Below are 25,273 nucleotides of genomic sequence, written 5' to 3'. Positions count from 1 at the left end.
TTCTGGTTGTTACTTACCCATACAAAATTTAGAGAAAATCTCATTCACCACATCTTCATCCACTTCTTCTCCTATGATCTTACCCAGAGAAGCATAGGCACTGGTCAGGTCAATGGAATAAAAATCTTCCGGCATTCCATCCTCAATACTTTGTTCTACCAGCTGCAAACTGTTCAAAGCATCCTGCAGGGCCTCTTTATGTCTGAGATTTGTTACAACCAACTCATTGTTATGCCTTAATTTTCCTTCGAAGAACATATTGCGGATTGTTTCTTCCAATTCTTCCATTCCGGAATTTTCCGAAGAAAGATCAATAGTAGAAGTACGAAGAATCTGAATCTCTCCGGTATGCTCCAACACCTTTTCCAGAGTTTCTTTCAGACTTTCTTCTGTGATTTTATTCTCCAGATCCGATTTATTCAACAGAATAATTGCCTTTTTTCCTTCCAATAAGGGGATGATATTCTGATCATCCTCATCCAGAGTTTCTGAAGCATCTACCACATACAGAATCAGGTCTGCTTCCACGGCATATTTTTTGGCACGTTCTACACCGATCTTTTCTACTACATCCTGTGTCTCATGGATTCCCGCCGTATCGATCATATTCAGACTGATGCCATGCAGATTGATGGTCTCATGCAAGGCATCTCTGGTGGTTCCGGCAATCTCCGTGACAATGGCTCTGTCCTCTCCCAACAACATATTCAGCAGAGAAGATTTTCCGGCATTGGGCTTTCCAACAATAACTGTGGATATGCCTTCTTTCATTAGTCTGCCGTTATCTGCGGTTGCCAATAATTTTTGAATTTCTTTTTCGAAACCTGTGACTTTTTCAGCTAATTGTTCCGGATATCCTTCCAGGCTGATATGCTCCGGATCATCCAATGCCGATTCTATAAAAGCAATCTGATATAAAATATCTTCCCGCAGGCTGCGAATCTTGTCCGAAAGTCTTCCCTTCAACTGGCTGACCGAAGAAGAAAGCGCATATTCGTTCTGGGAATGGATCACGTCAATAACCGCTTCCGCCCGGGATAAATCAATTCTGCCGTTTAGAAAAGCTCTCTTGGTGAATTCACCCGGTTCTGCCAGTCTGGCACCGGCCTGCAGCACTGTCTCCAATACTTTCTGCATCACCAACACACCACCATGACAGTTGATTTCCACCGTGTCTTCCATCGTATAGCTTTTTGGTGCTTTCATTACAGAGGTCATAACCTCATCAATGATATTCTCATCTTTATCAACAATATATCCATAATGGATCGTATGACTCTGTACCTTTGTCAGAATCTTTTTCCCGGATGTGGAACGGAAAATACTATCTACTATATATATGGCATTTTCACCACTGATTCTTACAATTCCGATTCCGGAATCTGATAGAGCCGTGGCAATAGCTGCTATTGTTTCCTTTTCAAAATTTTCCATACTGTTACTAATGCCTTTCCATGAACTGCCAACATCTATTTTGCATCAAACACTCTTCCTGTAGGAACAAGCGTCGATTCGTCTCCCGCATAACCAGTCTGTACATACTCCACCATATGATCTTCTCCCAGATATTTATAGAGAAGATATCTGCGCTCTCTCTGATCACCTTCTTTGTATGCAAAGCAATCATCAGACGCTGTGCCATTCATTAATTTATAATAGGCCTCTACCAGATCCTCATACGAGATCGGTGCTCCGGATACTTGTAAATCATGACTTTCATTCAATCCCTTTACAAATAAAATAGGATGCTGTCTGCCGGTTTCGTTCTCGTTTTTCTGAGCTACTTTTACTGCTTCACCTTCTATGTTATATCCATGATCCGATAGTATGATAATGACAGAATTATCATAAACTCCTGCTTCTCTTAGTTTATTCAGATAAGCCATAGTAACAGTCATAGAAGATTCAATAGAAGTATAATAATCTGCATCATCTATTACGTTTACATCCTTATCAAAATAGAACGGAACATGTGCCCCCATTAAATGAATTAATTTAAATCTTTTTCCATCTACATAGGTTATATCATCTTCCTGTACATCCTTATAAAAATCATCATTTCTCCAGGAAAATAACTCTTCATCTTTGGAACTCATTTCCTGATTTTTGAGCATACTTACATTAAACCAGCAATACGGTTTTAATACATAAGGTGCGTATTTCATTCCCACCATTTTAATAATTCTGGTATTAAATAAAGAACGATCCCAAAGAGAAGATTTCGTATATGTTATATTATTAAAAGCACCATCCATGACGCCTTTTTCAAATTTATATTCGTCATCATAATTACTTAAAGTATAACCCTGCTCACGCAAATAATTAAAAAAAGGAGAACTCTTAAAAATTCGATTTCTATAATCTATAAAAGGTTCTTTATTTTCAAACCATTCTCCAGAAAGTATTAACGGTAAAGAATGCTCCGTGTATGCATACCCTGACATTGCGTTATTATAAAAAGTAAAATCAGTCATTGCATCTTCATATTCCGGATGTTCCTGCCACACTTGCCAGAAGCATTCTTCATCCACAGCATCTAATAAGAAAATAATAAAATTAGTATCTGTAGACATTTCAAACTGATCTACTTTTGTAAATCTTGCATATTCTTTTTTTTCAAAAATATTATTATTAATAGAAAGAACTGTAATCGTACTTACTAAAATCAATAATAAGAAAACACTTATATAAGAAACCGCCTTTTTTATCCTGTCATATTTTAAGACTATAAATAAAATCAGACAAACAATTGCTATGATCACCCACACAATAGTAGATTTTACAAACTGTGATTGATATAAACTCCAATTCACATCTGTTCCATCTAAAGGAGGTAAATTTTTAACCATATAGTTTCCCTGAATATAACAGGCTACAGTACCGGTAAAATAGCAATATAAAACAATTTTATAAGCAACATTTCCAAACAGATATACAACTAAAAAACCAACTATACTAAACAAAAGAAACAAAAAGAAATCCTTTATAATAAAAGGAAAAAGTAAATAAACATCATACCAAAATTCATCCACATTATTAATATAGAGTTCCAAAGGTGCATATATAAAAATCATAAAACAAAATGTCAGAGACAGAAAAAAAGCAGGCTTTAATTCTGCAAGCATCTTTCCATTATTCCATTTCTTCTGTAACCTACTTTTCATTCCTGTAAATCTCCTTAAAAATATAGACAAATTATACTCCAAAAAGCCAAGAGTTGTAAATAAAAGCCGGTACATAGAATAAATTCTAATACCGGCTTTTATCTTTTTCGTGCTTTCCTGTAATTATCTCTTCAGAGTAACTACAACTCTTCTAAAGGGCTCTTCTCCCTCACTATGAGTAGTAACATATTTATCATTCTGCAGTGCGGAATGAATAATTCTTCTCTCATAAGGATTCATAGGCTCCAGAGACACGCTTCTCTTGGTTCTCTTAACCTTATATGCAATGTTCTTGGCAAGATTCTCAAGAGTTTCTTTTCTGCGCTGACGATAATTCTCTGTGTCGACCTTTACATGAATGTACTCTTCAGACTCTTTATTGACTACCAGAGATACCAGATATTGTAAAGAATCCAGTGTCTGTCCTCTCTTACCGATCAGAACACCCATCTCGTTACCACTTAACTCGATGTCCATGCTCTTCTCTTCTTCGTTGTACTTAATATCAATGGCAACTTCCATGTTCATTGCCTGAAATACATCATTTAAAAATACTCTGGCAACTTCTTCTACAGAGCTTTTCTTTACTGCAGCCTTGATTACAGCGGGCTTTGCCCCGATTCCGAGGAATCCGGAAGAACCTTCTTCCACTACCTGATAATCCAACTTGTCACTGGTAACACCCAGCTTCTGACAAGCTTCCGTAATGGCATCACTGACTGTCTTTGCAGATACTTCGATCATGTCCATATTATTTACCTCCTCAATTAATCATAAGGAAAATTTATTTACGACTGTTCTTCTCGTTATAATCTCTTACCATATTTGCTTTTGCCATCATACTTCCGGGCTTAGCTTCTTTTACTTCGGAATAGCTGTCAGCGGATACTTCACTGTTATCCACATTAGAAGAAATATTAGCCTTTTTCTGAATGTTTTTAGTACTCATACTTGCATAAGCATTCAGCTTTTCCTGCTGTTCCTTCATCTTCTCCAGCTTCTTGGCACTCTTGGCTGAATTCTTCTTGATAATATCATCAAAATTCATCTTATCGATGTGCTTATTGATCACTACCTGCTGGATACTTCTGACAACACTACCTGCTACCCAGTAAAGACCCAGACCGGATGGTAATGTGAAGCAGAACCATGCAGACATCAGAGGCATGATCATGTTCATGGTCTTCATGGAAGAAGCCATTGCTGCAGCCTGATCATTACCATTAGAAGAAGTATCCTGCTGTGGCATCAGCTTTACGTTGATCCACTGTGTCAATGCAGACAAAACAGGAATAGCGATTGCTCCGATTACTAAAAGCCATGCTCCGTTAGCCCATGCTTCCTTCAACAGATAAGAAGGAGAGTTACCAATGTTCAGTCCCAGAAAGTTATTATATTCTTCCAGTTTGCTTACCGTATTGGTTACATCATTCGCAAGCGAAGGAAACTTCTCACTGATACTTGCAAAATCAGCGGTAGATGCTTTATTCAGACAGTCAATGATCGTATTCTGAACATATTCAGTATGTGTTCCTGCTACAAAACCTGCATTGGTAAACTGCTTGCTGTACATAGCGGAATTCGTCAGATTCTGAACCAGCTCTGTTGCACCTGCAGTATCGATAATATTGTCTACCAAAGGGAAGAAAGCTTCTTTTACTCTTCCAACATAAGCGGGAATTGCATAAATTACACGATACAGAGCAAACAGAATAGGCATCTGGATCAGCATATACAGACAGCTGCCTGTAGGAGATACTCCATACTTGGCATAAACTGCCTGAATTTCCTGATTTTGTGCCAGCTGTGCATCCTGATCCTTACGATTCTTGTATTTTGCCTGAATTGCCTGAATCTCGGGATTCATTTTAGCAGAAAGTTTGGAGAATTTCTGCTGTTTGATGGTAAGAGGCATCATCAACAGGTTCACAACAATTGTAAAAAGGATGATTGCGAGACCGATATTAGGAATACCGATCATGTTCAGAACTTCGAAGATTCCTTCCATTATCTTACCCAGCAGCCAGGCTACCTGTCCGATAATGAATGTGGAATTCTGTGTCAAAAGAATACCGTTCATTTATCCTCCTAATATTTGCCACCTTCTATCGGATATTCTCAAGGTACAGGATCATATCCTCCTTTAGAGAAAGGATTACATCGAAGAATTCTCCATGCAGCCAGAAGTCCTCCCTTGATCACACCATATTTTTCAATGGCTTCCAGACCATATTGAGAACAACTGGGAACATAAGGACACTTCGTACCTTTGTACGGTGAAATATATTTCTGATAGAACCTAATCATGGCTATAACTAATTTTTTCATATACAAATTTTATTTAATCCTGATAAAAATAGATTTTTATCAGATGATGAAGTTTTGCAAGATGCAGCAGCGCACTTTCCGCTTCTTCATATCCTATAGAAGCTGCGGCCGGTCTTGCAATGATTACCATATCCAAACCACTATTGAATACACTTTCATGTAATCTGTAACTTTCTCTGACCAGTCGGGTAATTCTATGTCTTACGACACTATTACCGACTTTTTTACTTACACTGATTCCGATTCTGTTCTTATCAAGGCCATTTTCCTTCACATACATGATAAAGTACTTGTTGGCATAAGATCTGCCATTCTTGTACACAAAACGGAACTGCTGATTATTTTTTAATGATTCCGAAAACTGCATGCACTCCTCCAACCGTGAAAGTTAAGAGAAAAAAAGGTCACATTGCTGTGACCTATGCGGATAATTTCTTTCTTCCTTTTGCACGTCTTGCTGCTAAAACTTTTCTTCCACCGGGAGTACTCATTCTGGCTCTGAAACCGTGAACCTTGGAATGGGAACGCTTTTTAGGCTGAAATGTCATCTTCATGGAAAGGCACCTCCTTCTCTAAACCTTCTTATATAAAAAGGTAAACATATTTTTCAACATTTGGGCGCATAAAAAATGCGCCTTCCTTTCGGAAAATAGCATATTGATTGTAATGTAAAAGCCCGTCAATGTCAAGCAAAATTCAATAAAAATGCTGAAAAATCAAGAGAAATAGGGCTTCCTGAAATTCATAAAATTTTTTAAATCGAGTTATCCACATAGATATACACCATATTTACCCACAAACGAGTTATCCACAGCATGTTGATTATTTGTGGATATTTATTTTTTTCAGATGGATATTCTGTGTAAATCCGGTGTAAAAGTGGACAATTTTACCGTAATTGTGGATATCTCGAAATTTGTCGGATTTATCCACATATGCACATCACTATCCACATCCCCTGTTAATATTCCCAGTTATGAACAACTTTATCAACAATATGTGGATAACTTTATCCATGACCTGTTCATAACTTACATTTGAATTATTTTTAATTCTATTATACAATGAAATGGAGTTTCGCACAGTGGGACTCTTAGCGGGAGGAAATTAATGGACGCAATCAAAGAAAACTGGACAACTGTCAAAGAAGCTGTCAGAAGAGAATACAGTCTTTCTGACATTTCTTATCATACATGGGTGGAGCCTTTGGAGTTTCATAATGTAGTGAATGATGTAGTAAGCATTATCATTCCTTCGGACCAGGCCCATGCCCTAAATTACATTTCATCAAAATATAAGAGCTTTTTTCAGGTAACTATTACCGAAATGTTCGATCATCCTTATGATATCAACTTTATCCTGGAGAAGGATGTCAAGGCAGAAGAACCTGCTGAAAATGAAATGGCTGTTCCTAATCAGATCTATGGTATTAATTATGAAGATGCCCATCTGAACCCTAAGTACAAATTCGATACCTTTGTCGTGGGAAGTAATAACAAATTTGCTCATTCCGCATCCCTTGCGGTAGCGGAATCTCCGGGAGAAGTCTACAATCCTCTCTATTTATATGGAGGTCCCGGTCTGGGCAAGACTCACCTGATGCATTCCATCGGACATTTTATTTTAGAACAGGATCCGGACAAAAAGGTTCTCTACGTTACCAGTGAGGAATTCACAAACGAAGTAATCGAATCCATTCGTAGTGGTAATGCGGCTTCCATGACCAAGCTGCGTGAGAAATACCGTAACGTGGATGTTCTCATGGTCGATGACGTACAATTTATTATAGGTAAGGAAAGTACCCAGGAGGAATTCTTCCATACTTTCAATGCCTTGCATGCTGCCCATAAACAGATCATTCTGTCTTCCGATAAACCGCCCAAGGAAATGGAAACTCTGGATGAAAGATTCCGTTCCCGTTTCGAATGGGGCCTGATTGCTGATATCCAGCCGCCCGATTATGAGACCCGAATGGCAATTTTACGGAAAAATGCAGAGACCTACGATCGTCAGATTGATGAAGAGATCATCAAATACATTGCCACAAATATTAAATCCAATATTCGTGAACTGGAAGGCGCGTTTAACAAGATCATTGCTTTTGCAAAATTAAATAAGGTAGATCTGACACTCTCTCTGGCCGAAGAAGCCCTGAAGGATGTCATCTACCCCAACAAGCCAAAGGAGATCACTCCTACTCTCATTATTAATGTAGTGGCAGAGCATTTTGGCGTAAAGCCGGAAGATATTACTTCCAAGAAGAGAAATTCCGAGTTCGTACAGCCCCGTCAGGTCGTAATGTACCTGTGCAGAGAGCTGACGGATACCTCCTTCACTAATATAGGAAAGCTTTTGGGCAAAAAAGACCATACAACGATCATTCACGGCGTAAATAAAGTGTCTGCGGAGATCCAGACGAACGAAGAACTTCGTAATAAAATCGATATTATCACAAAGAAGATAAATCCTTCTTAGAAGATATCTGTTAATAATTTTTCTTATTCTGAGGACAAGTTGTGTATATCTTTGGAATAAACGGTGTTCACCTGTTGATAACTTGTTTTAAGGTTCCGGAACAGAATCTGGACGGTGTGAATAATCTGAGAGTTATTCTTAGGTTATTCTGCCAAATCCACTAAGATTTCCATTCCATTTTGCCTTGAAAAATAGTATAATAAGACTGGTTATGCACATATCAACACCCCTTATTAAGGTGACTACGAAATTCTTTTAATATTTTTATACAACGCGTATCTGCGCGTACGCAAATCAACCAGAAAGGAAGTTATGCACACATGAAATTAGTCTGTTCGAAAGCCAATCTTTTAAATGGCGTACAAACTGTATCAAAAGCTGTTCCCAGTAAGACTACCATGTCTATTCTGGAATGTATTTTAGTAGATGCTACCAATGGAGAGATCAAGTTAACTGCCAACGATATGGAACTTGGTATCGAGACTACCATAGAAGGACAGATCGTAGAAAAGGGTATCATTGCTCTGGATGCAAAAATGTTCCTGGAAATCGTACGTAAACTTCCTGACAGTGACATTACCATTGAGACTGATGCTTCCTTCAAGGTAGTTATTACCTGTGAAAAAGCAAAATTCACGATCATCGGTAAATCTGGTGAAGATTTCTCTTATTTACCGGCAGTAGAAAAAGATGACAGTATTGTCATGAGTCAGTTTACACTGAAAGAGGTTGTAAGACAGACCATCTTCTCTATCTCTGACAATGATAATAATAAGCTGATGACAGGTGAACTTTTTGATATTAACGGAGAAGAGTTCAAGATCGTGTCCCTGGACGGACACCGTATCTCCATTCGTAAGATCCAGCTGAAGAACAGCTATTCTCCAAAAAAGGTAGTTGTTCCCGGAAAGACTCTGAACGAGGTAAGTAAGATTTTACCCGGAGATGCAGACAGTGATGTAACGATTTCCTTTACAGAAAAACATATTGTATTTGAATTTGATAAGACCGTTGTAGTATCCCGTCTGATCGAGGGAGAATATTTTAAGATCGACCAGATGCTTTCCAGCGATTATGAGACCAAAGTAAGAGTCAACAAGAGAGAGTTCTTAAACTGTATCGACCGTGCTACTCTTCTGGTAAAGGAGGGCGATAAGAAACCTATTATCGTAAATATCACAGACAGTGGAATGGAACTTAAAATCAATTCCGCTCTGGGAAGCATGAACGAAGAAATAGATATTCAGAAACAGGGTAAGGATCTGATGATTGGATTCAACCCCAAGTTCCTGATCGATGCTCTCCGTGTCATCGATGATGAGGAAGTGGATCTGTATATGGTAAATCCCAAGGCACCCTGTTTTATCAAGAATGCAGAGGAAAGCTATATTTACCTGATCCTTCCCGTGAACTTTACAACAGTTGCTTAAACTTAAGAACAGAGGTTAAATCAATGCATACGATCCGTTTAAAGGATGATTATATTAAGCTTGGTCAGGCATTAAAGGCAGCCGGTGTGGTAGAATCCGGCGTGGATGCCAAGTTCGCCGTACAGGATGGCCTGGTAGAGGTGAACGGACAGACGGAATTACAGCGTGGCAAAAAGCTGGTATCCGGAGATAAAGTGGAATATGATGGCGAGACCATCGTGATAGAATAAGCAGGTTACTATGATCATCAAATCAATCGAATTGGCAGATTACAGGAATTATGATTCTCTTGTCCTGCAGTTTGACCGGGGGACAAATATCCTCTACGGAGACAATGCGCAGGGCAAGACCAATATTCTGGAAGCAATCTATGTAGCTGCCACCACAAAATCGCATAAGGGAAGCAAGGACAGAGAAATCGTTAATTTCGACAAGGAAGAGGCACATATCAGAACTTATCTCGAGAAAGACGGTAAAGAAATCCGTGTGGATATGCATCTGAGAAAGTCCAAATCCAAAGGAATTGCCATAGATGGCCAGAAGATCAAGAAAGCAGCGGATCTTCTTGGGCTTTGTAATGTTGTGTTTTTTTCTCCGGAAGACTTGGGAATCATTAAAAATGGTCCCTCTGAGCGGAGAAGATTTGTAGATATGGAACTGTGCCAGCTGGACAATTTCTATCTCTACAATCTCAATCATTACAACAAAATTGTCAATCAGCGTAACAAGCTTCTCAAAGATATGTATATGAATCCGGATCTGAAGGAAACTCTGACTATCTGGGATATGCAGCTGGTATCTTACGGAAGTAAGATCATAGAGAGAAGAAAGCTGTTCGTGGAACAGCTCAATGAGATCATTTATGAGATTCATAAAAAATTATCCGGTGGGCGGGAAGAAATCCGTATCCAGTATGAGCCGGATGTGGAACTGGATGAATTTGAAAGTAAGCTGAGAAACAGTCAGGACCGGGATATGCGGGCAAAGATGACATCTGTGGGACCCCACAGAGATGATTTTTCTTTTCTGGTAGGGGACGTGGATATCCGTAAGTTCGGATCCCAGGGGCAACAGCGTACTGCTGCTCTCTCTCTGAAATTATCTGAGATCGAGCTGGTAAAAAGGATTACGAAAGATACGCCGGTATTATTACTTGACGATGTATTGTCTGAACTGGACAGTAACCGGCAAAACTATCTGTTGAACAGTATCGGGGATATTCAGACCATCATTACCTGTACCGGTCTGGAGGAATTTGTAAATAACCGGTTTGAAATCAACCGGGTATTCAAAGTATCCGCCGGAACTGTCACCTGTGTAAATGAAAATATGGGACTGAAATCCGAACCGGAAGAAACTCCGGCAGATGAGTATAATTTTGGCAGCCTGTAGGGCAGAATGTGAGGAATCATGAGCGAAGAAAATATGAACAATACCGCGGTAGAACATGAATATGGCGCGGATCAGATTCAGATATTGGAAGGTCTGGAAGCTGTAAGAAAGCGTCCGGGAATGTATATTGGTACCACATCCAGCAGAGGACTGCATCATCTGGTATATGAGATCGTAGACAATGCGGTGGATGAAGCACTGGCAGGATTCTGTGATACCATTGATGTAACCATCAATGAAGACAATTCCATCACCGTTATTGATAACGGACGAGGAATTCCGGTAGGCATCAATCACAAAGCAGGTATCCCTGCAGTAGAAGTCGTATTTACGATTCTGCATGCCGGCGGTAAGTTTGGCGGTGGGGGATACAAGGTATCCGGTGGTCTGCACGGTGTAGGTGCCTCTGTTGTAAATGCCCTCTCCAACTGGCTGGAAGTAGAAATTTGCCAGGGTGGCAAGGTATATAAGCAGCGTTATGAGAGAGGTCATGTATGCTATGCTCTGAAAGAAATCGGCACCTGCCCTATGGAAAAGACCGGAACGAAAGTTACTTTCCTGCCAGATGATACGATTTTTACTGAGACAACGGTATATGATTTTGATGTATTGAAGAGAAGACTCAGAGAGATGGCATTCCTGACCAAGGGGCTGCGCATCATTTTAAGAGATAATCGTACGGAAGAGGAAACTTCTCTGGAAGGTGGTTCTGTCGTTGACAGTGCAGCTGCGGAAGCTATGTCTACAGAGCACGAAAAGAAGCAGATCAGTGAACTGTTACAGAGGGCACAGGAAGATGCCATGGAAGCAGGAGCATCCACAGAAGCAGTGACTTCCGAAGAAACTTCAACTTCTGTGGATACAGCAAATGACTCTGAAGCATTTGCAGATGCTTTTGCTACGTCCGAGGAATCCACCAAAGCTCATACCGGCGGCAAGATCGGTAAGATACATACCATTACTCTGGAAAATGGTAAGAAGCAGAAAGTCGTTGAGTTCTACTATGAAGGTGGTATCAAGGAATTTGTTGCTTACCTGAACAAAAGTAAGGAGCCTTTATACGAAAACATTCTGTATTTTGAGGGTGAGAAGAATAATGTGTACGTGGAAGTATCCTTCCAGCACAATGATTCTTATAATGAGAGCGTATTCAGCTTTGTAAATAACATCAATACTCCCGAGGGAGGTACTCATTTACAGGGCTTCCGTAATGCTATTACGAAGACATTTAACGATTACGCAAGAAGAGCAAAGCTGTTAAAAGACAGTGAGCCGAATCTGTCCGGTGAAGATATCCGTGAGGGCCTGACTGCCATTGTCAGTGTCAAGATCGAGGATCCTCAGTTCGAAGGACAGACCAAGCAGAAACTGGGTAACAGTGAGGCAAGAGGCGCTGTTGACAATATTGTCAGTGAGCAGCTGACTTATTTCTTAGAGCAGAATCCGCAGATTGCAAAGTCCATCTGTGAGAAGTCGATTCTGGCACAGCGTGCCAGAGAGGCAGCCAGAAAGGCAAGAGACCTCACCAGGAGAAAGACCGCTCTGGATACCATGGCTCTGCCCGGTAAGCTGGCAGACTGTTCCGATAAGGATCCAAAGAACTGCGAGATTTACATCGTAGAGGGAGACTCCGCAGGAGGAAGTGCGAAGACAGCACGTTCCCGTGCAACACAGGCTATCCTGCCCCTGCGTGGTAAGATACTGAATGTAGAAAAGGCAAGACTGGATAAGATTTATGCCAATGCTGAGATCAAGGCAATGATCACTGCTTTTGGTACCGGAATCCATGAGGATTTTGATATTTCCAAGCTTCGTTACAACAAGATCATTCTGATGACCGATGCCGATGTAGACGGTGCGCATATCAGTACTCTTCTGCTGACTTTCATCTATCGGTTTATGCCGGAGCTGATCAAGCAGGGACATGTATTCCTGGCGAAGCCGCCTCTGTATAAGCTGGAGAAGAACAAGAAGGTATGGTATGCCTACAGTGATGAAGAACTGGACAGCATTCTCTCTGAAGTAGGTCGTGACCAGAACAACAAGATCCAGCGTTACAAAGGTCTGGGTGAGATGGATGCGGAACAGCTCTGGGAGACCACCATGGATCCGGAGAGACGTATTCTGCTCAGAGTCAACTACGATGAAGAGACTGAATCCGAACTGGATCTGACCTTTACCACACTGATGGGTGACAAGGTAGAACCCAGAAGAGAATTCATCGAAGAAAATGCTCAGTTTGTTAAGAATCTGGACATCTAATAACTATTCAGAGCCGTTATCAGGCTCTGAATAGTTACGATATTTAATAATAGAGAGTCGTATTTTACGACAGATTGTGAGGAAACATGAACGACGATATTTTTGATAAGCCTTCGGAGGCTGAGATTGATAAAATCCATGAAGTCGATCTGAAAGAAAAAATGGAAACTTTCTATATCGACTATGCCATGAGTGTTATCGCATCCCGTGCGCTTCCGGATGTGAGGGATGGTCTGAAGCCGGTACAGAGACGTGTACTCTATTCCATGATCGAACTGAACAATGGTCCCGACAAGCCGCATCGTAAGAGTGCCCGTATTGTCGGTGATACCATGGGTAAATATCATCCTCATGGTGACAGCTCCATCTACGGTGCATTGGTTAATATGGCACAGGACTGGTCTACGCGTTATCCTCTCGTAGACGGTCACGGTAACTTCGGCTCCATGGATGGTGACGGTGCCGCAGCAATGCGTTATACCGAGGCAAGACTTTCCAAGATTTCCATGGAATTATTGGCAGATATCGGTAAGAATACCGTAGATTTCGTACCGAACTTTGATGATACCGAAAAAGAGCCTGTAGTATTGCCCAGTCGTTATCCGAATCTGCTGGTCAACGGTACTACCGGTATTGCCGTAGGTATGGCTACTAATATTCCGCCTCACAATCTCCGTGAAGTGGTAAAGGCTGTCGTAAAAATTATTGATAATCGTGTGGAAGAAGACAGAGATACAACGATCGATGAGATTCTTCCCATTGTGAAGGCTCCTGATTTTCCTACCGGAGGATTGATCCTGGGTACCAGAGGTTGTGAAGAAGCCTATCGTACCGGCCGCGGTAAGATCAGAGTCCGTGCGGTGACCAATATAGAGACACTTCCAAACGGCAAGAGTCAGATCATTGCTACTGAGCTGCCTTACATGGTCAACAAGGCCAATCTGATCATCAAGATTGCCGAGCTGGTAAAATTAAAGAAAATCGATGGTATCACAGATATCCGTGATGAATCCAACCGTGAAGGTGTCCGTGTAGTCATTGAGCTTCGTAAGGATGCCAATGCCAATGTTATCCTGAATCAGCTGTACAAGCATACACAGCTTCAGGATACTTTTGGTGTGATCATGCTGGCGCTGATCAACAATCAGCCTAAGGTCATGAATCTGCTGGATATGCTGACTTATTACCTGAAACATCAGGAGGATGTGGTTACCAGAAGAACCAAATATGATCTGAACAAGGCTGAGGAAAGAGATCATATTTTACAGGGATTGTTAAAGGCTCTGGACTTCATTGACGAAGTTATTACTATTATCCGTGGCAGTCAGAATGCCCAGATTGCAAAAGAACGTTTGATGGAGAGATTTGAACTTTCTGATGTACAGGCACAGGCTATTGTGGATATGCGTCTGCGTGCTCTGACAGGTCTGGAAAGAGAGAAGCTGGAAAACGAGCATCAGGATCTGGTAGCAAAAATTGCGGAGTTGAAGGCTATTTTGGCAGATGAAAAGCTGTTATTAGGTGTTATTAAGACAGAAATGAGTGCTATCGCTGAGAAATACGGCGATGAAAGACGCAGTAAGATTGGTTATGACGAACTGGATATCTCCATGGAGGATCTGATTCCGAGGGAAAATACTATTATTGCCATGACCAGTCTCGGTTATATCAAGCGTATGACCGTAGATAATTTCAAGGCACAGAACCGCGGTGGTCGTGGAATCAAGGGAATGCAGACCATCGATGAAGATTATATTGAAGATCTGCTGATGACGACGACTCATCATTATCTGAACTTCTTCACCAATATGGGAAGAGTATACAGATTAAAAGCATATGAGATCCCGGAGGCAGGCCGTACCGCAAGAGGTACTGCTATCGTGAACCTCTTGCAGCTGACACCCGGTGAAAAGATCACCGCTATGATTCCTATTCATGAATACAGTGATGATAAGAATCTGTTCATGGTAACTAAGACCGGTATTGTGAAGAAGACCCCTCTGATGGAGTTCTCCAATGTCAGAAAGAACGGACTGACAGCGATTAACTTACGAGAAGAGGATGAGCTGATCGAGGTGAAAATCACTGACTGCAGCAGTGAAATCTTCCTGGTAACCAAACAGGGTATGTGCATCCGCTTCCAGGAGACGGATGTCCGGGCTACGGGCAGAGCTTCCATGGGTGTCATCGGTATGAACTTATCTCCCGGGGATGAGATCATCGGTATGCAGTTACAGACCCAGGGCAGCGATCTGCTGATCGTATCCGAGAACGGTATGGGCAAACGTACCAATATGGATGAATTTACCGTACAGAAACGTGGCGGTAAGGGTGTAAAATGCTACAAGATCGTAGAAAAGACCGGTGATGTGGTAGGTGCCAAGGCTGTAAATGATGATAACGAGATCATGATGATCACTACCGAAGGAATTATTATTCAGCTGCGTGTGCAGGATATCTCCACTTTGAGCAGAATTACATCAGGTGTAAAGCTGATCAATCTGGATGAGGGTGTTAAGGTTGCACAGATTGCCAAGGTACGTGAGAAGCTTTCCAACGGAGACCATGAATTCGACAATCTTGAGGAAGCCATGGAAGAAGTAGCACAGGAAGCTGTTTCTGAGGATGAGGAAGAAGCAGAAGAAAATCTGATTTTCCCTACCGAGGATTCTGAAGATGATGAATAAATAAGAGTTAATGATTAAGTTGAGCACTTTTCATATTGCAGAAAAAGATATATATGTGATATAACAAAAGTGCTCAATTTAGTGAGACACAGATAAAAGCAAGCGGCTGCGAAGCAGATATTTGTTTTTATAGGCTCACAAGTGAACGAATATCCCGCAAAGCAGGATGTAAAATGCAATAGCACGAATTCGTGAAGTTATAATGTAATAACTTAAATGAAAAAGAGGGGTATGAAAAATGGAATCTTATAGTATTTTCAGAGATTTGGCAATTATTATTGTATTTGCCAAGGTGTTTGGTATCATTGCGAGAAAATGTAAGGCACCACAGGTGGTAGGTGAAATCATTGCCGGTCTGTTGATCGGACCCAGTGTACTGGGACTGGTACAACAATCGGATTTTCTGATCCAGATGGCAGAAATCGGTGTTATTCTTCTGATGTTCTCCGCCGGACTGGAGACGAATCTGAAGGATCTGATGAAGACGGGATTTGTGGCATTTCTGATCGCATGCATGGGTGTATTTGTTCCTTTGGTAGGAGGAACATTGTTGTACATGGGATTTTACGGAGTGGCACCCTGGGGCTCTGAGAAATTCTATGAAGCTGTATTTATCGGTGTCATTATGACGGCTACCAGTGTAAGTATTACTGTGCAGTCTCTGAAAGAACTGGGAAAACTGAAAGGTAAAGTCGGCACAACAATCATGAGTGCCGCTATTATCGATGATGTCATTGGTATTATTGTACTTACTTTTGTCATCGGATTTAAAAATCCGGATTCCAATCCAGGAAGTGTAGTAATTTCTACTCTTCTGTTCTTCCTGTTTGCAATTGGTGTCGGATTTGTATTGTTCAAGGTATTCCAGTATCTGGATAACAAATATCCGCATACAAGACGTATTCCTATTTTAGGTCTGGCGCTCTGTTTTATTTTTGCTTATGTAGCGGAAGTATTCTTCGGTATTGCGGATATTACAGGTGCTTACGTGGCAGGTATTATCCTGTGTTCTATTCAGGATTCGGAATACATAGCCGAGAAGATGGATATCAATTCTTATATGATCTTCGGACCGATCTTTTTTGCAAGTATCGGACTTAAGACCAGCTTTGACCATTTGAACGGAGAATTTGTACTGTTCTCTATCGGATTTGTTATTGTTGCTCTGCTGTGCAAGATCATCGGTTGCGGTCTAATGGCGAGAATCTGCAGATTCAAAGGACCGGATGCCTTGAAAATCGGTGTCGGTATGATGACCAGAGGCGAGGTTGCCCTGATCGTAGCACAGAAGGGATTGTCTGTGGGAATGATCGGTGCGGAATACTTTACAGCAGTCATTCTGCTGATCATTGTATCCAGTATCTCCACTCCTATCCTGCTTAAGATTCTGTATACGAAGCATGCCGAGATTGATTAAAAAATATGGATCATATGGATCAGAAGCGTTTTGAAGAAGCTAAGAGAAAAATAATAGGCGTGGACCGTCAGAGACTGGGAATCGGAACTCTCTCAGAGAAGACGGTTCATGCTATTTTTAAGGACTATTATGAGCCGGACGAGGATCATCAGGAGATTCCCATAGAGAATTATGTAGCGGATATTTATAGGGATGGAGAGATCATAGAGATTCAGACGAGACAGTTTAACCGGATGCGGGGAAAATTGCAGACCTTTCTTCCTTTATATCCTGTGACTATTGTCTATCCGATCCCTTATGAAAAATGGCTGATCTGGATCGATGAAGACAGCGGAGAACTGAGTAAAAAACGGAAATCACCGAAAAAAGGCTGCACCTATCAGGCTTTTAAGGAACTATATAAGATCAAAATGTTCCTGAAGGATCCGAATATCCGATTTAAGTTCGTATTGGTGAATATGGAGGAATACCGGCTGTTGAACGGCTGGAGCCATGATAAGAAAAAGGGCTCCACACGGTATGACAGGATTCCTACGGATCTGATCGAAGAGGTGGAAATCAGACAACCGGAGGATTATCTGCAATTTGTGCCCTATGAGCTGGAAGAACCTTTTCACAGTAAAGATTTTGCAAAAGCCGCCCACATCCCTCTCTCACTGGCTCAGACCGTATTGAATATTCTGTTGGAAATGGGAACGGTGGAACGAATCGGAAAACAGGGAAACAGTTATTTATATCGTGTCATGGATATATAGATATATAGATGAAAAAAGAGGATTAAGTCGTATGGCTTAATCCTCTTCGTCTTCCTGATGGGATTTCGGCAGGGAGAAAATAAATTCACTTCCCACGCCGGGAGTACTGATCACATTGATATGCTCATTGTGAGCATTGATAATTTCTTTTACAATGGAAAGACCCAGCCCGGTTCCTTTTTTATCCTTGCCTCGGGATAGGTCGGACTTATAAAATCTGTCCCAGATCAGCTTCAGATCTTCTTTCGGGATACCAATTCCTGTGTCTTTTACGGAGACAAACAATTTATTTTTCTTCTCCGAGGTCTCAATGTGGATCACAGAATCATGGTGGCTGAACTTAATGGCATTGTCCATGAGATTATAGAGTACCTGCTGGATTTTGCCCATATCTGCATGGACATACATTTCATTGCCGGTCAGGATCATCTCAATAGCAATAGATTTGTTATGACAGGTGCCTTCAAAGGTGCTTGCAGTATTACGGATCACTTGATTGATATCAAAATCTGTTTTATCTAAGAGCATTCCTTTGGTGTTCAGATTATTCAGAGTCAGCAGGCTGTTGGTCAGCTTCGTCAGTCGTTCTGTTTCATTCAATACGATAGTAATGTATTTTTCGTGCATTTCCGGTGGAATCGTGCCATCCAGCATGGCTTCCAGATATCCTCTTATAGAGGTCAGAGGGGAACGGAAATCGTGTGATACATTGGCTACAAACTTTTTCTGATCATCCTCGGAACGGGCAATTTCGCTTGCCATATAATTCAGACAGGAAGCCAGATAACCGATTTCATCCTCACTATCCACCTGAAATTCATAATGCATATTACCGGCAGCATACTGCTCTGTGGCATGAGTGATCTTCCTCAGAGGAATATATACGATCTCAGTGAAAAAGATCAGAATGATCAGGGATAGCAGGAACAGGATTGCCAGGGTGATATAGGAAATATTCAGCAGGCTGTTACAGGATTTCTGAATATCATTCATATCGGTATGGATGACTACATAGCCTTTTACCTTGTAGTTGGAGGTAATGGGAGCAAATACAGTAAGTACATCCGAATCAAAATTACCGAAGAAATCACCAACAATGTAATAAGAGCCGCTGGTTACGGTCGAATCAAAATTCTCGATGACTACCACATTCTCCACATCTAAGGGACTATTGGTATCCAGTACCAGTCGTCCGGAGGGATTGATGATGCGAATCTCGGAATTCAGGTAGACCGCCAGGGAGTCCAGCTGCATTTTAACAGTCTCCAATGTTGTTTCACTGGTGTACAATCCGCCGGCATAGGTTCCGGCGATCAGGGTTGCTTCGGAATAGAGACTTTCTGCCTTTTCCCGGATCAGGTGTTCTTTGGTCATATTGGGAACAAAAGTTGTAACAATGATGAAACCAAATACACCAAAAATAAAATATGCAAGTATAAATTTTAGATAAAGTGTTTTTTTCATAACAAATCCTGCTTTTGGTATGACTTAATTACGTACTTCGAATTTATAGCCGATGCCCCAGATGGTGCTGATCTTCCAGTTGGCATGATCCTTGATCTTCTCACGGAGACGTTTGATGTGCACATCCACGGTACGGGTATCACCGATATATTCATAGCCCCAGATCTGATCCAGGAGCTGTTCTCTGGTGAATACATGGTTCGGTGAGGATGCTAAAAAGTAGAGAAGTTCCAGTTCCTTCGGCGGCATTTCCACAGTATGTCCCATATAAATGACGGAATAATTGGTCAGATTAATGGTCAGATCCGCATATTCCACACACTTGTCGTTGGGATTTTCTGTGGGGGCATTGGAGGACTTATAACGTCTGAGGACTGCTTTGGCACGTGCCACCAGTTCCTTGGAGTCAAAAGGTTTTTCCATATAATCATCCGCACCCAGCTCCAGTCCCAATACTTTGTCGAAGACTTCACCTTTTGCGGAGAGCATGATGATGGGAACGGAGTATTGTGCCCTGACCTCTCTGCACACCTGATAACCATCAATGCCGGGAAGCATCAGATCCAACAGAATCAGATTCGGAGCAAAGGTCTCCATAGCCGGCATCACGGATTCTCCGTCATTGACGATCATGGTATCAAAACATTCCTTCGTCAGATATAGGGAGATCAGTTCCGCAATATTATTATCATCATCTACAATGAGAATTTTCTGTTTACTTACCATGTAGTATAGACCTCCTGTCAGTTATTATTTAAAAGTAACAATGGTTACGCCGGCATCGCCTTCACCGTATTCACCCAACCGGTATTCTTTGACGTATTTCAGACGTTTTAAGTGAGACTGTACGGCACTGCGCAGGGCACCGGTGCCTTTTCCGTGCACGACTCTCACACTGGGGAGATGAGCCAGATAAGCGTCATCCAGGTATTTATCCAGTTTTGCAATGGCTTCATCTACCGTACATCCCAAAAGGTTGATCTCGGAGGACACGGAGAAGGACTTGGACATTTTCAACTTGCCGGTGTTGGTACGCTGCAGGGCAGGTGCTGTAATGGTCTCTTCTTTTACCGGTACGAGATCGTTAATATTCGTCTGCATTCTCATAATTCCACATTGTACGAAGAGGTTGCCCCTGGCATCCGGCAGTGTATTCACAATTCCTTTCAGATTCATGGAAATGATCTTTACGGAATCTCCTTTTTTCAGTTTCTTGGGATCCACGGTCTTCTGGTTGGCCGGCTTCTTTTGGTTATTACCAAGAGCCAATTTTCCGTTCTTTTCGTTGATCTTGTCACGGACCTTCTGTCTCTTTTTCTCTAGTTCCTTGATGTCGGCGGAAGCACCTGCTTTATTGAAATCACGGATGGTTTCGTCGGCTACATCCTTTGCTTCCTGAAGGATGGCTCTTGCTTTTTCATTGGCATCCCGCAGAATCTTATCCTTTGCCTGATCGATTTTTTCGTTTTTCTTCTGTAACTGTTCCTGTAACGTGCGGATCCGTTCCTTATATTCTGCAATCTCCTGCTGTTCTTTTTCAATGGTTACGCGGCTCTGTTCCAGATCTGCGATGACGTCTTCAAAGCTTTCGTCTTCTTTGCTGATCTGTTCTTTTGCAGCATGGATGATCTCGTCGGACAGTCCCAGCTTGGAAGAAATGGCGAAAGCATTACTTTTACCGGGAATACCGATGAGCAGACGGTAAGTAGGGCGAAGAGTCTCCATATCAAATTCGCAGCAGGCATTTTCCACGAAGTTCGTAGAAAGTGCGTAGATCTTCAACTCACTGTAATGGGTGGTGGCCATGGTACGGATGCCGCGGTCATGCAGGTAATTCAGAATTGCAATGGCCAGTGCAGCACCTTCCGTAGGATCTGTTCCGGCTCCCAATTCATCGAATAAGCACAGGGAATCCGCATCTGCGTGCTGCAAAATGTGGACAACTCTGGTCATATGAGAAGAAAATGTGGACAAACTCTGCTCAATACTCTGCTCATCCCCTATATCTGCATAAACTTCCGAGAAAATGGACAGTTCAGAACGATCCAGTGCCGGAATATGCAGTCCCGCCTGTCCCATCAGAGTAAAAAGTCCCACTGTCTTCAGAGATACGGTCTTACCACCGGTATTGGGACCTGTGATCACCAACAAGTCAAAATCTTTCCCCAGACGGACATCAATGGGAACAGCCTTTTTCTTATCCAACAGTGGATGACGGCCCTTACGGATCTGGATGTAATGCTCAGTGTTGAAAATAGGCTCTGTGGCATTCTGTTCCATGGCGAGTTTTGCCTTGGCAAAAATAAAGTCCAGCGTAGTCATGATCTTCTGATCCGCAGCAAGCTCTGAGGTATGAACAGCAGCCTGACTGCTCAGATCACTCAGAATAACTTCAATCTCCTCCTGCTCCTGCAGATCCAGTTCTTTTAACTGGTTGTTCAGATTCACGACAGCAGCCGGCTCGATGAAAAAGGTAGAACCGGTGGAGGACTGGTCATGCACCATACCGCTCACCTGGCTTTTATATTCGGCTTTTACGGGGATACAGTAGCGGTTATCACGCATGGTAATGACTGCATCCTGTAAAAAGGTACGGTAAGCGCCGTTTACCATAGAGGTCAGCTGGCTGTGGATCTTTTCGTTGGTGGACAGCTTGGAACGACGGATACTCTTTAATCTTGGGCTGGCATCATCAGCCATCTCTTCTTCCGACAGGATACAGCGGTTGATTTCGTTAGCCAGCTGTGTCATAGGAGTAAGGCCTTCAAAGTAGGCATCCAGACTGTCATTGGGAAGGTCTTCACGTTCTTTTTTCCCGTAGGTCTTGATTCGGTTGACGTTGTCCAGAAAGGATGCCAGCTTCAGCAGTTCGGACATAGACAGAGAACTGCCGATTTCCAGAGAACGGATCGAAAATCCTAGATCTCTGTTGCTGCCAAAAGAGGTGCTTCCAATACGGAAGAGACGGGCCAAGGCATCTTTGGTCTCCCGCTGGGCTGTTCTGATGGCGGAAAGGTCGGTAGAAGGCACCAGATCGCGGCAAAGCTTTTTACCGGGCTCGGAGTCGGCCTTCTCCGTGAGGAGGTCGATGATTTTCGTATATTCTAAAGTAGTGAGTACTTTTGTGTTCATATGGGACTCCTTAATATTATTGAAAATACGCAGTACAAGCTCACTGCCGGGCTTTCGCCCTATCAAAATCGGATCTGTCAATTCCGCCTGCAAGCAGTCGAATTGACATCTCTCGATTTTGGTACTGCTCAATGCTGGTTTACATAATAATACGATTTCTACGTGCTGCGCACTCTCGAAATCGTTACATCCATTCGCAATCCGGACTATCGTCCTTCTTGCTCATGTCTGTTTGCTCCCCTCATAGAAATCCTGCTTTGCCTGCAAGCAGTCACGCAGGATTTTATGGGTGAGCTTATTATACCATATTTATTGCCTTTTTTGGTACAGTTTTGTATAATTGAGATATTAGAGTCCTAAGGAAAAGCCGAAGTATCTGTAGGCAGCAGAGGAGGCATATTTATGGCGGATTCCCAAGAAAATAAGCAGAAGGAACAAAATGACGTTTCTGAGAAAAAATTTATGATAGAAAAAATCAAGGAACGTCCGGTAAATAAGAAAAAGCTGTTGCGCAGAACTTTGATCACGGCTTCTATGGCAGTGATCTTCGGTCTGGTGGCATGCTTCACTTTTTTGGTTTTGGAACCGGTGATCAGTAACTGGTTGTACCCGGAGGAGGAACCACAGGTGGTGGTATTCCCCGAAGATCAGGATGAGATGTCTCCGGAACAGATGCTGACAGAGAATATGCAGCAGGAGAATCAGAACAATCAGTCCTCTTCTGTTTCCGGTGAAGTTATGGAACAGGAGCAGATCCGGGAACTGTTATCCGGAATCATATTGGACCTGGATAATTATAAGCAGATTTACAACGCTCTTGCCCAGTATGTGGCAGAGATGAACCGTTCTATGGTTACTGTGACAGGAGTGTCATCCGGTGTGGACTGGTTCAACAATGTAAATGAGAGCAAAAACCAGTCATCCGGTGTGATCATAGCGCAAAATGGCAAGCAATTACTGATTTTAACCGATTATTCTCCGGTAAAACAAGCAGATGACATTATTGTCACATTCAACGAGGGCACACAGGCAGATGCATCTTTGAAGGAAAAAGATGAGACTACAGGTCTGGCGGTGATTGCCGTAGAACTGGATACTCTGAATGAAGATTTTCTGAAGAATGATATTACGATCGCTACTTTTGGATCTTCTAATATCAAAGATATTGCCGGACTTCCGGTGGTGGCTCTGGGGCGTCCCATGGGTACGAACGGCTCACTGGGATATGGCATCATTACTTCTTCCGCCAGTGAGTCGGCGGCATCGGATACCACTTATCGGATTCTGCAGACGAATATTGTAGGCAGTCAGAATGCAGGAGGCGTATTATTCAATCTTCAGGGACAGGTCATTGGTATCATTACCAATGGCAAATCTGCCACAGATATGAAAAATATGGTTTGTGCTTACGGTATTACGGAATTGAAGCGTCATATCGAGAAAATGTCGAATGGAGAAAAATTCGCCTATCTGGGTCTTAAGGGTGTGGATGTCACAGAGGAAGCCAACAGCGAACTTGGGGTTCCTTACGGAGCTTATATTAAAGAGGTAGAAATGGACTCTCCTGCGATGCTGGCGGGAATCCAGCAGGGAGATGTCATCACAGGATTCGGTGAACGCGTGATCATCAGCTTTGACGAGTATACGAACTCTCTGCTCAGTATGAAACCGGGAGATAGTGTAGAACTGACGATTATGCGGCAGTCACAGCAGGAATATAAAGAGATGAAATTCGACATCACATTAACGGTGTTGAAATAGATTGACAGAAAGGTATGGACAACAATATGAAATTCATTAAAGAGTTAAAAGAAGGCGACAGAGTGTTTGATATTTATCTGTGCAAACATAAACAGGAGGCTGTTACCAAGAACGGCAAACCCTATGAAAGCGTGATTTTACAGGATAAGACCGGAACTATTGATGCCAAGGTATGGGAGCCGAACAATCCGGGCATCGGTGATTATGATGATCTGGATTACATAGAGGTATACGGTGATGTGACGAATTTCCAGGGGCAGCTGCAGATCAGCGTGAAACGTATCCGTGTCTGCCATGAGGGAGAATACAATCCTTCCGATTATCTGCCGGTGAGCTCCAAAGGCATCGACACTATGTACAATGAATTAAAGACTCTGATCGGAAGTATTAAGAATACCTATCTACATCAGCTGTTGCAGGATTTGTTTATTGACGATGCTGATTTTGCGAAGAAATTCTGCAACTCTTCTGCAGCCAAGACAGTGCATCATGGTTTCGTGGGCGGATTGCTGGAGCATACCTTGGGAGTTACCAAGCTGTGTGACTACTACTGCTCTGCTTATCCTATTTTACAGAGAGATCTGCTTCTGACGGCGGCTATGTGCCATGATATCGGAAAGGTAAAAGAGATTTCCGCTTTTCCGGTAAACGATTATACAGATGACGGACAGTTATTGGGACATATCGTGATGGGTGCACAGATGGTTGGGGAACGTGCCGCTAAGATCGACGGATTCCCTCACAATCTGCTGGCAGAATTACAGCATTGTATTCTGGCTCATCACGGCAAACTGGAATACGGCTCCCCCAAGGTGCCTGCACTGATCGAGGCAGTAGCTCTGAATTATGCGGATGATACGGATGCCAAAATGGAGACCTTTAAGGAAATTTTGGAAAATAACAGTGAAAACAGTGGCTGGCTTGGTTACAACAGATTGTTTGAATCCAATCTGCGTGCTACCAAAATGGAGTAAATGACAATTCTTCTATGAACAGACAGGAAAGT

General features: G+C 42.2%; 20 protein-coding genes. 10 read left to right on the top strand and 10 right to left on the bottom strand.

Annotated features, from left to right (window positions below; translation table 11 throughout):
* Nucleotides 1–9 precede the first annotated feature (9 nt).
* The 7 genes from mnmE to rpmH all read right to left on the bottom strand — a co-directional run bounded on the left by mnmE (nt 10) and on the right by rpmH (nt 6,046).
* Nucleotides 10–1,434: a tRNA uridine-5-carboxymethylaminomethyl(34) synthesis GTPase MnmE gene (mnmE, locus tag DWZ61_RS00275; RefSeq protein WP_118537094.1), complete on the bottom strand. Its 1,425-nt coding sequence runs from the start codon at nt 1,432–1,434 to the stop codon at nt 10–12.
* 35 nt (nt 1,435–1,469) lie between these two features.
* Complete coding sequence (locus DWZ61_RS00270) at nt 1,470–3,164, bottom strand: sulfatase-like hydrolase/transferase (RefSeq protein WP_182426956.1); 1,695 nt, start codon at nt 3,162–3,164, stop codon at nt 1,470–1,472.
* 123 nt (nt 3,165–3,287) lie between these two features.
* Nucleotides 3,288–3,914, bottom strand: a complete 627-nt coding sequence (gene jag, locus DWZ61_RS00265; protein ID WP_118537092.1) for an RNA-binding cell elongation regulator Jag/EloR — start codon at nt 3,912–3,914, stop codon at nt 3,288–3,290.
* Nucleotides 3,915–3,948: 34 nt separating this feature from the next.
* Complete coding sequence (locus DWZ61_RS00260) at nt 3,949–5,244, bottom strand: YidC/Oxa1 family membrane protein insertase (protein ID WP_118537091.1); 1,296 nt, start codon at nt 5,242–5,244, stop codon at nt 3,949–3,951.
* Nucleotides 5,245–5,282: 38 nt separating this feature from the next.
* On the bottom strand, nt 5,283–5,492 hold the full coding sequence (gene yidD / locus DWZ61_RS00255) for a membrane protein insertion efficiency factor YidD (RefSeq protein ID WP_117466812.1): 210 nt from the start codon (nt 5,490–5,492) through the stop codon (nt 5,283–5,285).
* 13 nt (nt 5,493–5,505) lie between these two features.
* Nucleotides 5,506–5,859, bottom strand: coding sequence for a ribonuclease P protein component (gene rnpA / locus DWZ61_RS00250; protein ID WP_022311903.1), 354 nt, complete (start codon nt 5,857–5,859; stop codon nt 5,506–5,508).
* A gap of 52 nt (nt 5,860–5,911) precedes the next feature.
* Nucleotides 5,912–6,046 carry a 50S ribosomal protein L34 gene (gene rpmH / locus DWZ61_RS00245; protein WP_022154017.1) on the bottom strand — a complete coding sequence of 45 codons (135 nt, stop codon included), beginning with the start codon at nt 6,044–6,046 and terminating at the stop codon, nt 5,912–5,914.
* 556 nt (nt 6,047–6,602) lie between these two features.
* Between rpmH and dnaA the strand changes: the two genes are divergently transcribed.
* The 8 genes from dnaA to DWZ61_RS00205 all read left to right on the top strand — a co-directional run bounded on the left by dnaA (nt 6,603) and on the right by DWZ61_RS00205 (nt 17,910).
* The gene (gene dnaA, locus DWZ61_RS00240) at nt 6,603–7,967 is read left to right on the top strand and encodes a chromosomal replication initiator protein DnaA (RefSeq protein WP_022311904.1); all 1,365 of its coding nucleotides are present in this window, start codon (nt 6,603–6,605) and stop codon (nt 7,965–7,967) included.
* Nucleotides 7,968–8,287: 320 nt separating this feature from the next.
* Nucleotides 8,288–9,397 carry a DNA polymerase III subunit beta gene (dnaN, locus tag DWZ61_RS00235; RefSeq protein ID WP_118537090.1) on the top strand — a complete coding sequence of 370 codons (1,110 nt, stop codon included), beginning with the start codon at nt 8,288–8,290 and terminating at the stop codon, nt 9,395–9,397.
* Nucleotides 9,398–9,420: 23 nt separating this feature from the next.
* Nucleotides 9,421–9,627 (top strand): RNA-binding S4 domain-containing protein, encoded by a 207-nt coding sequence (locus DWZ61_RS00230; RefSeq protein ID WP_118537089.1) that lies wholly within the window; start codon nt 9,421–9,423, stop codon nt 9,625–9,627.
* 10 nt (nt 9,628–9,637) lie between these two features.
* Complete coding sequence (gene recF, locus DWZ61_RS00225) at nt 9,638–10,789, top strand: DNA replication/repair protein RecF (RefSeq protein WP_118501514.1); 1,152 nt, start codon at nt 9,638–9,640, stop codon at nt 10,787–10,789.
* An 18-nt stretch (nt 10,790–10,807) separates the two neighbouring features.
* A complete protein-coding gene (gene gyrB / locus DWZ61_RS00220) occupies nt 10,808–13,051 on the top strand; it encodes a DNA topoisomerase (ATP-hydrolyzing) subunit B (RefSeq protein ID WP_207664166.1) in 2,244 nt (747 codons plus the stop codon).
* Nucleotides 13,052–13,137: 86 nt separating this feature from the next.
* Complete coding sequence (gyrA, locus tag DWZ61_RS00215; protein WP_118501516.1) at nt 13,138–15,738, top strand: DNA gyrase subunit A; 2,601 nt, start codon at nt 13,138–13,140, stop codon at nt 15,736–15,738.
* A gap of 238 nt (nt 15,739–15,976) precedes the next feature.
* On the top strand, nt 15,977–17,155 hold the full coding sequence (locus DWZ61_RS00210) for a cation:proton antiporter (RefSeq protein ID WP_117466802.1): 1,179 nt from the start codon (nt 15,977–15,979) through the stop codon (nt 17,153–17,155).
* A gap of 5 nt (nt 17,156–17,160) precedes the next feature.
* Nucleotides 17,161–17,910, top strand: a complete 750-nt coding sequence (locus DWZ61_RS00205; RefSeq protein ID WP_331682142.1) for a hypothetical protein — start codon at nt 17,161–17,163, stop codon at nt 17,908–17,910.
* Between the two features lie 36 nt (nt 17,911–17,946).
* On the opposite strand, the gene DWZ61_RS00200 is transcribed toward DWZ61_RS00205, so the two are convergent.
* The 3 genes from DWZ61_RS00200 to DWZ61_RS00190 are packed head-to-tail and all read right to left on the bottom strand — an operon-like array spanning nt 17,947 to nt 22,506.
* Nucleotides 17,947–19,374 (bottom strand): HAMP domain-containing sensor histidine kinase, encoded by a 1,428-nt coding sequence (locus DWZ61_RS00200; protein ID WP_118537088.1) that lies wholly within the window; start codon nt 19,372–19,374, stop codon nt 17,947–17,949.
* 24 nt (nt 19,375–19,398) lie between these two features.
* Complete coding sequence (locus DWZ61_RS00195) at nt 19,399–20,100, bottom strand: response regulator transcription factor (RefSeq protein ID WP_118537087.1); 702 nt, start codon at nt 20,098–20,100, stop codon at nt 19,399–19,401.
* A 24-nt stretch (nt 20,101–20,124) separates the two neighbouring features.
* Nucleotides 20,125–22,506, bottom strand: coding sequence for an endonuclease MutS2 (locus DWZ61_RS00190; RefSeq protein WP_118537238.1), 2,382 nt, complete (start codon nt 22,504–22,506; stop codon nt 20,125–20,127).
* A 402-nt stretch (nt 22,507–22,908) separates the two neighbouring features.
* On the opposite strand from DWZ61_RS00190, the gene DWZ61_RS00185 reads away from it, so the two are divergent.
* On the top strand, nt 22,909–24,267 hold the full coding sequence (locus tag DWZ61_RS00185; RefSeq protein WP_118537086.1) for a trypsin-like peptidase domain-containing protein: 1,359 nt from the start codon (nt 22,909–22,911) through the stop codon (nt 24,265–24,267).
* Nucleotides 24,268–24,293: 26 nt separating this feature from the next.
* Nucleotides 24,294–25,241, top strand: coding sequence for an HD domain-containing protein (locus DWZ61_RS00180; RefSeq protein WP_118537237.1), 948 nt, complete (start codon nt 24,294–24,296; stop codon nt 25,239–25,241).
* Nucleotides 25,242–25,273: the final 32 nt, after the last annotated feature.

This window comes from Clostridium sp. AF34-10BH, from assembly GCF_003478095.1.
GTDB classification, from domain to species: Bacteria; Bacillota; Clostridia; order Lachnospirales; family Lachnospiraceae; genus Acetatifactor; species Acetatifactor acetigignens.
The sequence above is the reverse complement of the archived record's forward strand: the minus strand, read 5'-3'. Positions and strand labels throughout refer to the sequence as shown.

What these genes read in the sequence shown, in the direction of transcription:
- mnmE (WP_118537094.1), bottom strand. Translation starts at nt 1,434, where the DNA reads ATGGAAAATTTTGAAAAGGAAACAATAGCAGCTATTGCCACGGCTCTA.
- DWZ61_RS00270 (WP_182426956.1), bottom strand. Translation starts at nt 3,164, where the DNA reads ATGAAAAGTAGGTTACAGAAGAAATGGAATAATGGAAAGATGCTTGCA.
- jag (WP_118537092.1), bottom strand. Translation starts at nt 3,914, where the DNA reads ATGGACATGATCGAAGTATCTGCAAAGACAGTCAGTGATGCCATTACG.
- DWZ61_RS00260 (WP_118537091.1), bottom strand. Translation starts at nt 5,244, where the DNA reads ATGAACGGTATTCTTTTGACACAGAATTCCACATTCATTATCGGACAG.
- yidD (WP_117466812.1), bottom strand. Translation starts at nt 5,492, where the DNA reads ATGAAAAAATTAGTTATAGCCATGATTAGGTTCTATCAGAAATATATT.
- rnpA (WP_022311903.1), bottom strand. Translation starts at nt 5,859, where the DNA reads ATGCAGTTTTCGGAATCATTAAAAAATAATCAGCAGTTCCGTTTTGTG.
- rpmH (WP_022154017.1), bottom strand. Translation starts at nt 6,046, where the DNA reads ATGAAGATGACATTTCAGCCTAAAAAGCGTTCCCATTCCAAGGTTCAC.
- dnaA (WP_022311904.1), top strand. Translation starts at nt 6,603, where the DNA reads ATGGACGCAATCAAAGAAAACTGGACAACTGTCAAAGAAGCTGTCAGA.
- dnaN (WP_118537090.1), top strand. Translation starts at nt 8,288, where the DNA reads ATGAAATTAGTCTGTTCGAAAGCCAATCTTTTAAATGGCGTACAAACT.
- DWZ61_RS00230 (WP_118537089.1), top strand. Translation starts at nt 9,421, where the DNA reads ATGCATACGATCCGTTTAAAGGATGATTATATTAAGCTTGGTCAGGCA.
- recF (WP_118501514.1), top strand. Translation starts at nt 9,638, where the DNA reads ATGATCATCAAATCAATCGAATTGGCAGATTACAGGAATTATGATTCT.
- gyrB (WP_207664166.1), top strand. Translation starts at nt 10,808, where the DNA reads ATGAGCGAAGAAAATATGAACAATACCGCGGTAGAACATGAATATGGC.
- gyrA (WP_118501516.1), top strand. Translation starts at nt 13,138, where the DNA reads ATGAACGACGATATTTTTGATAAGCCTTCGGAGGCTGAGATTGATAAA.
- DWZ61_RS00210 (WP_117466802.1), top strand. Translation starts at nt 15,977, where the DNA reads ATGGAATCTTATAGTATTTTCAGAGATTTGGCAATTATTATTGTATTT.
- DWZ61_RS00205 (WP_331682142.1), top strand. Translation starts at nt 17,161, where the DNA reads ATGGATCATATGGATCAGAAGCGTTTTGAAGAAGCTAAGAGAAAAATA.
- DWZ61_RS00200 (WP_118537088.1), bottom strand. Translation starts at nt 19,374, where the DNA reads ATGAAAAAAACACTTTATCTAAAATTTATACTTGCATATTTTATTTTT.
- DWZ61_RS00195 (WP_118537087.1), bottom strand. Translation starts at nt 20,100, where the DNA reads ATGGTAAGTAAACAGAAAATTCTCATTGTAGATGATGATAATAATATT.
- DWZ61_RS00190 (WP_118537238.1), bottom strand. Translation starts at nt 22,506, where the DNA reads ATGAACACAAAAGTACTCACTACTTTAGAATATACGAAAATCATCGAC.
- DWZ61_RS00185 (WP_118537086.1), top strand. Translation starts at nt 22,909, where the DNA reads ATGGCGGATTCCCAAGAAAATAAGCAGAAGGAACAAAATGACGTTTCT.
- DWZ61_RS00180 (WP_118537237.1), top strand. Translation starts at nt 24,294, where the DNA reads ATGAAATTCATTAAAGAGTTAAAAGAAGGCGACAGAGTGTTTGATATT.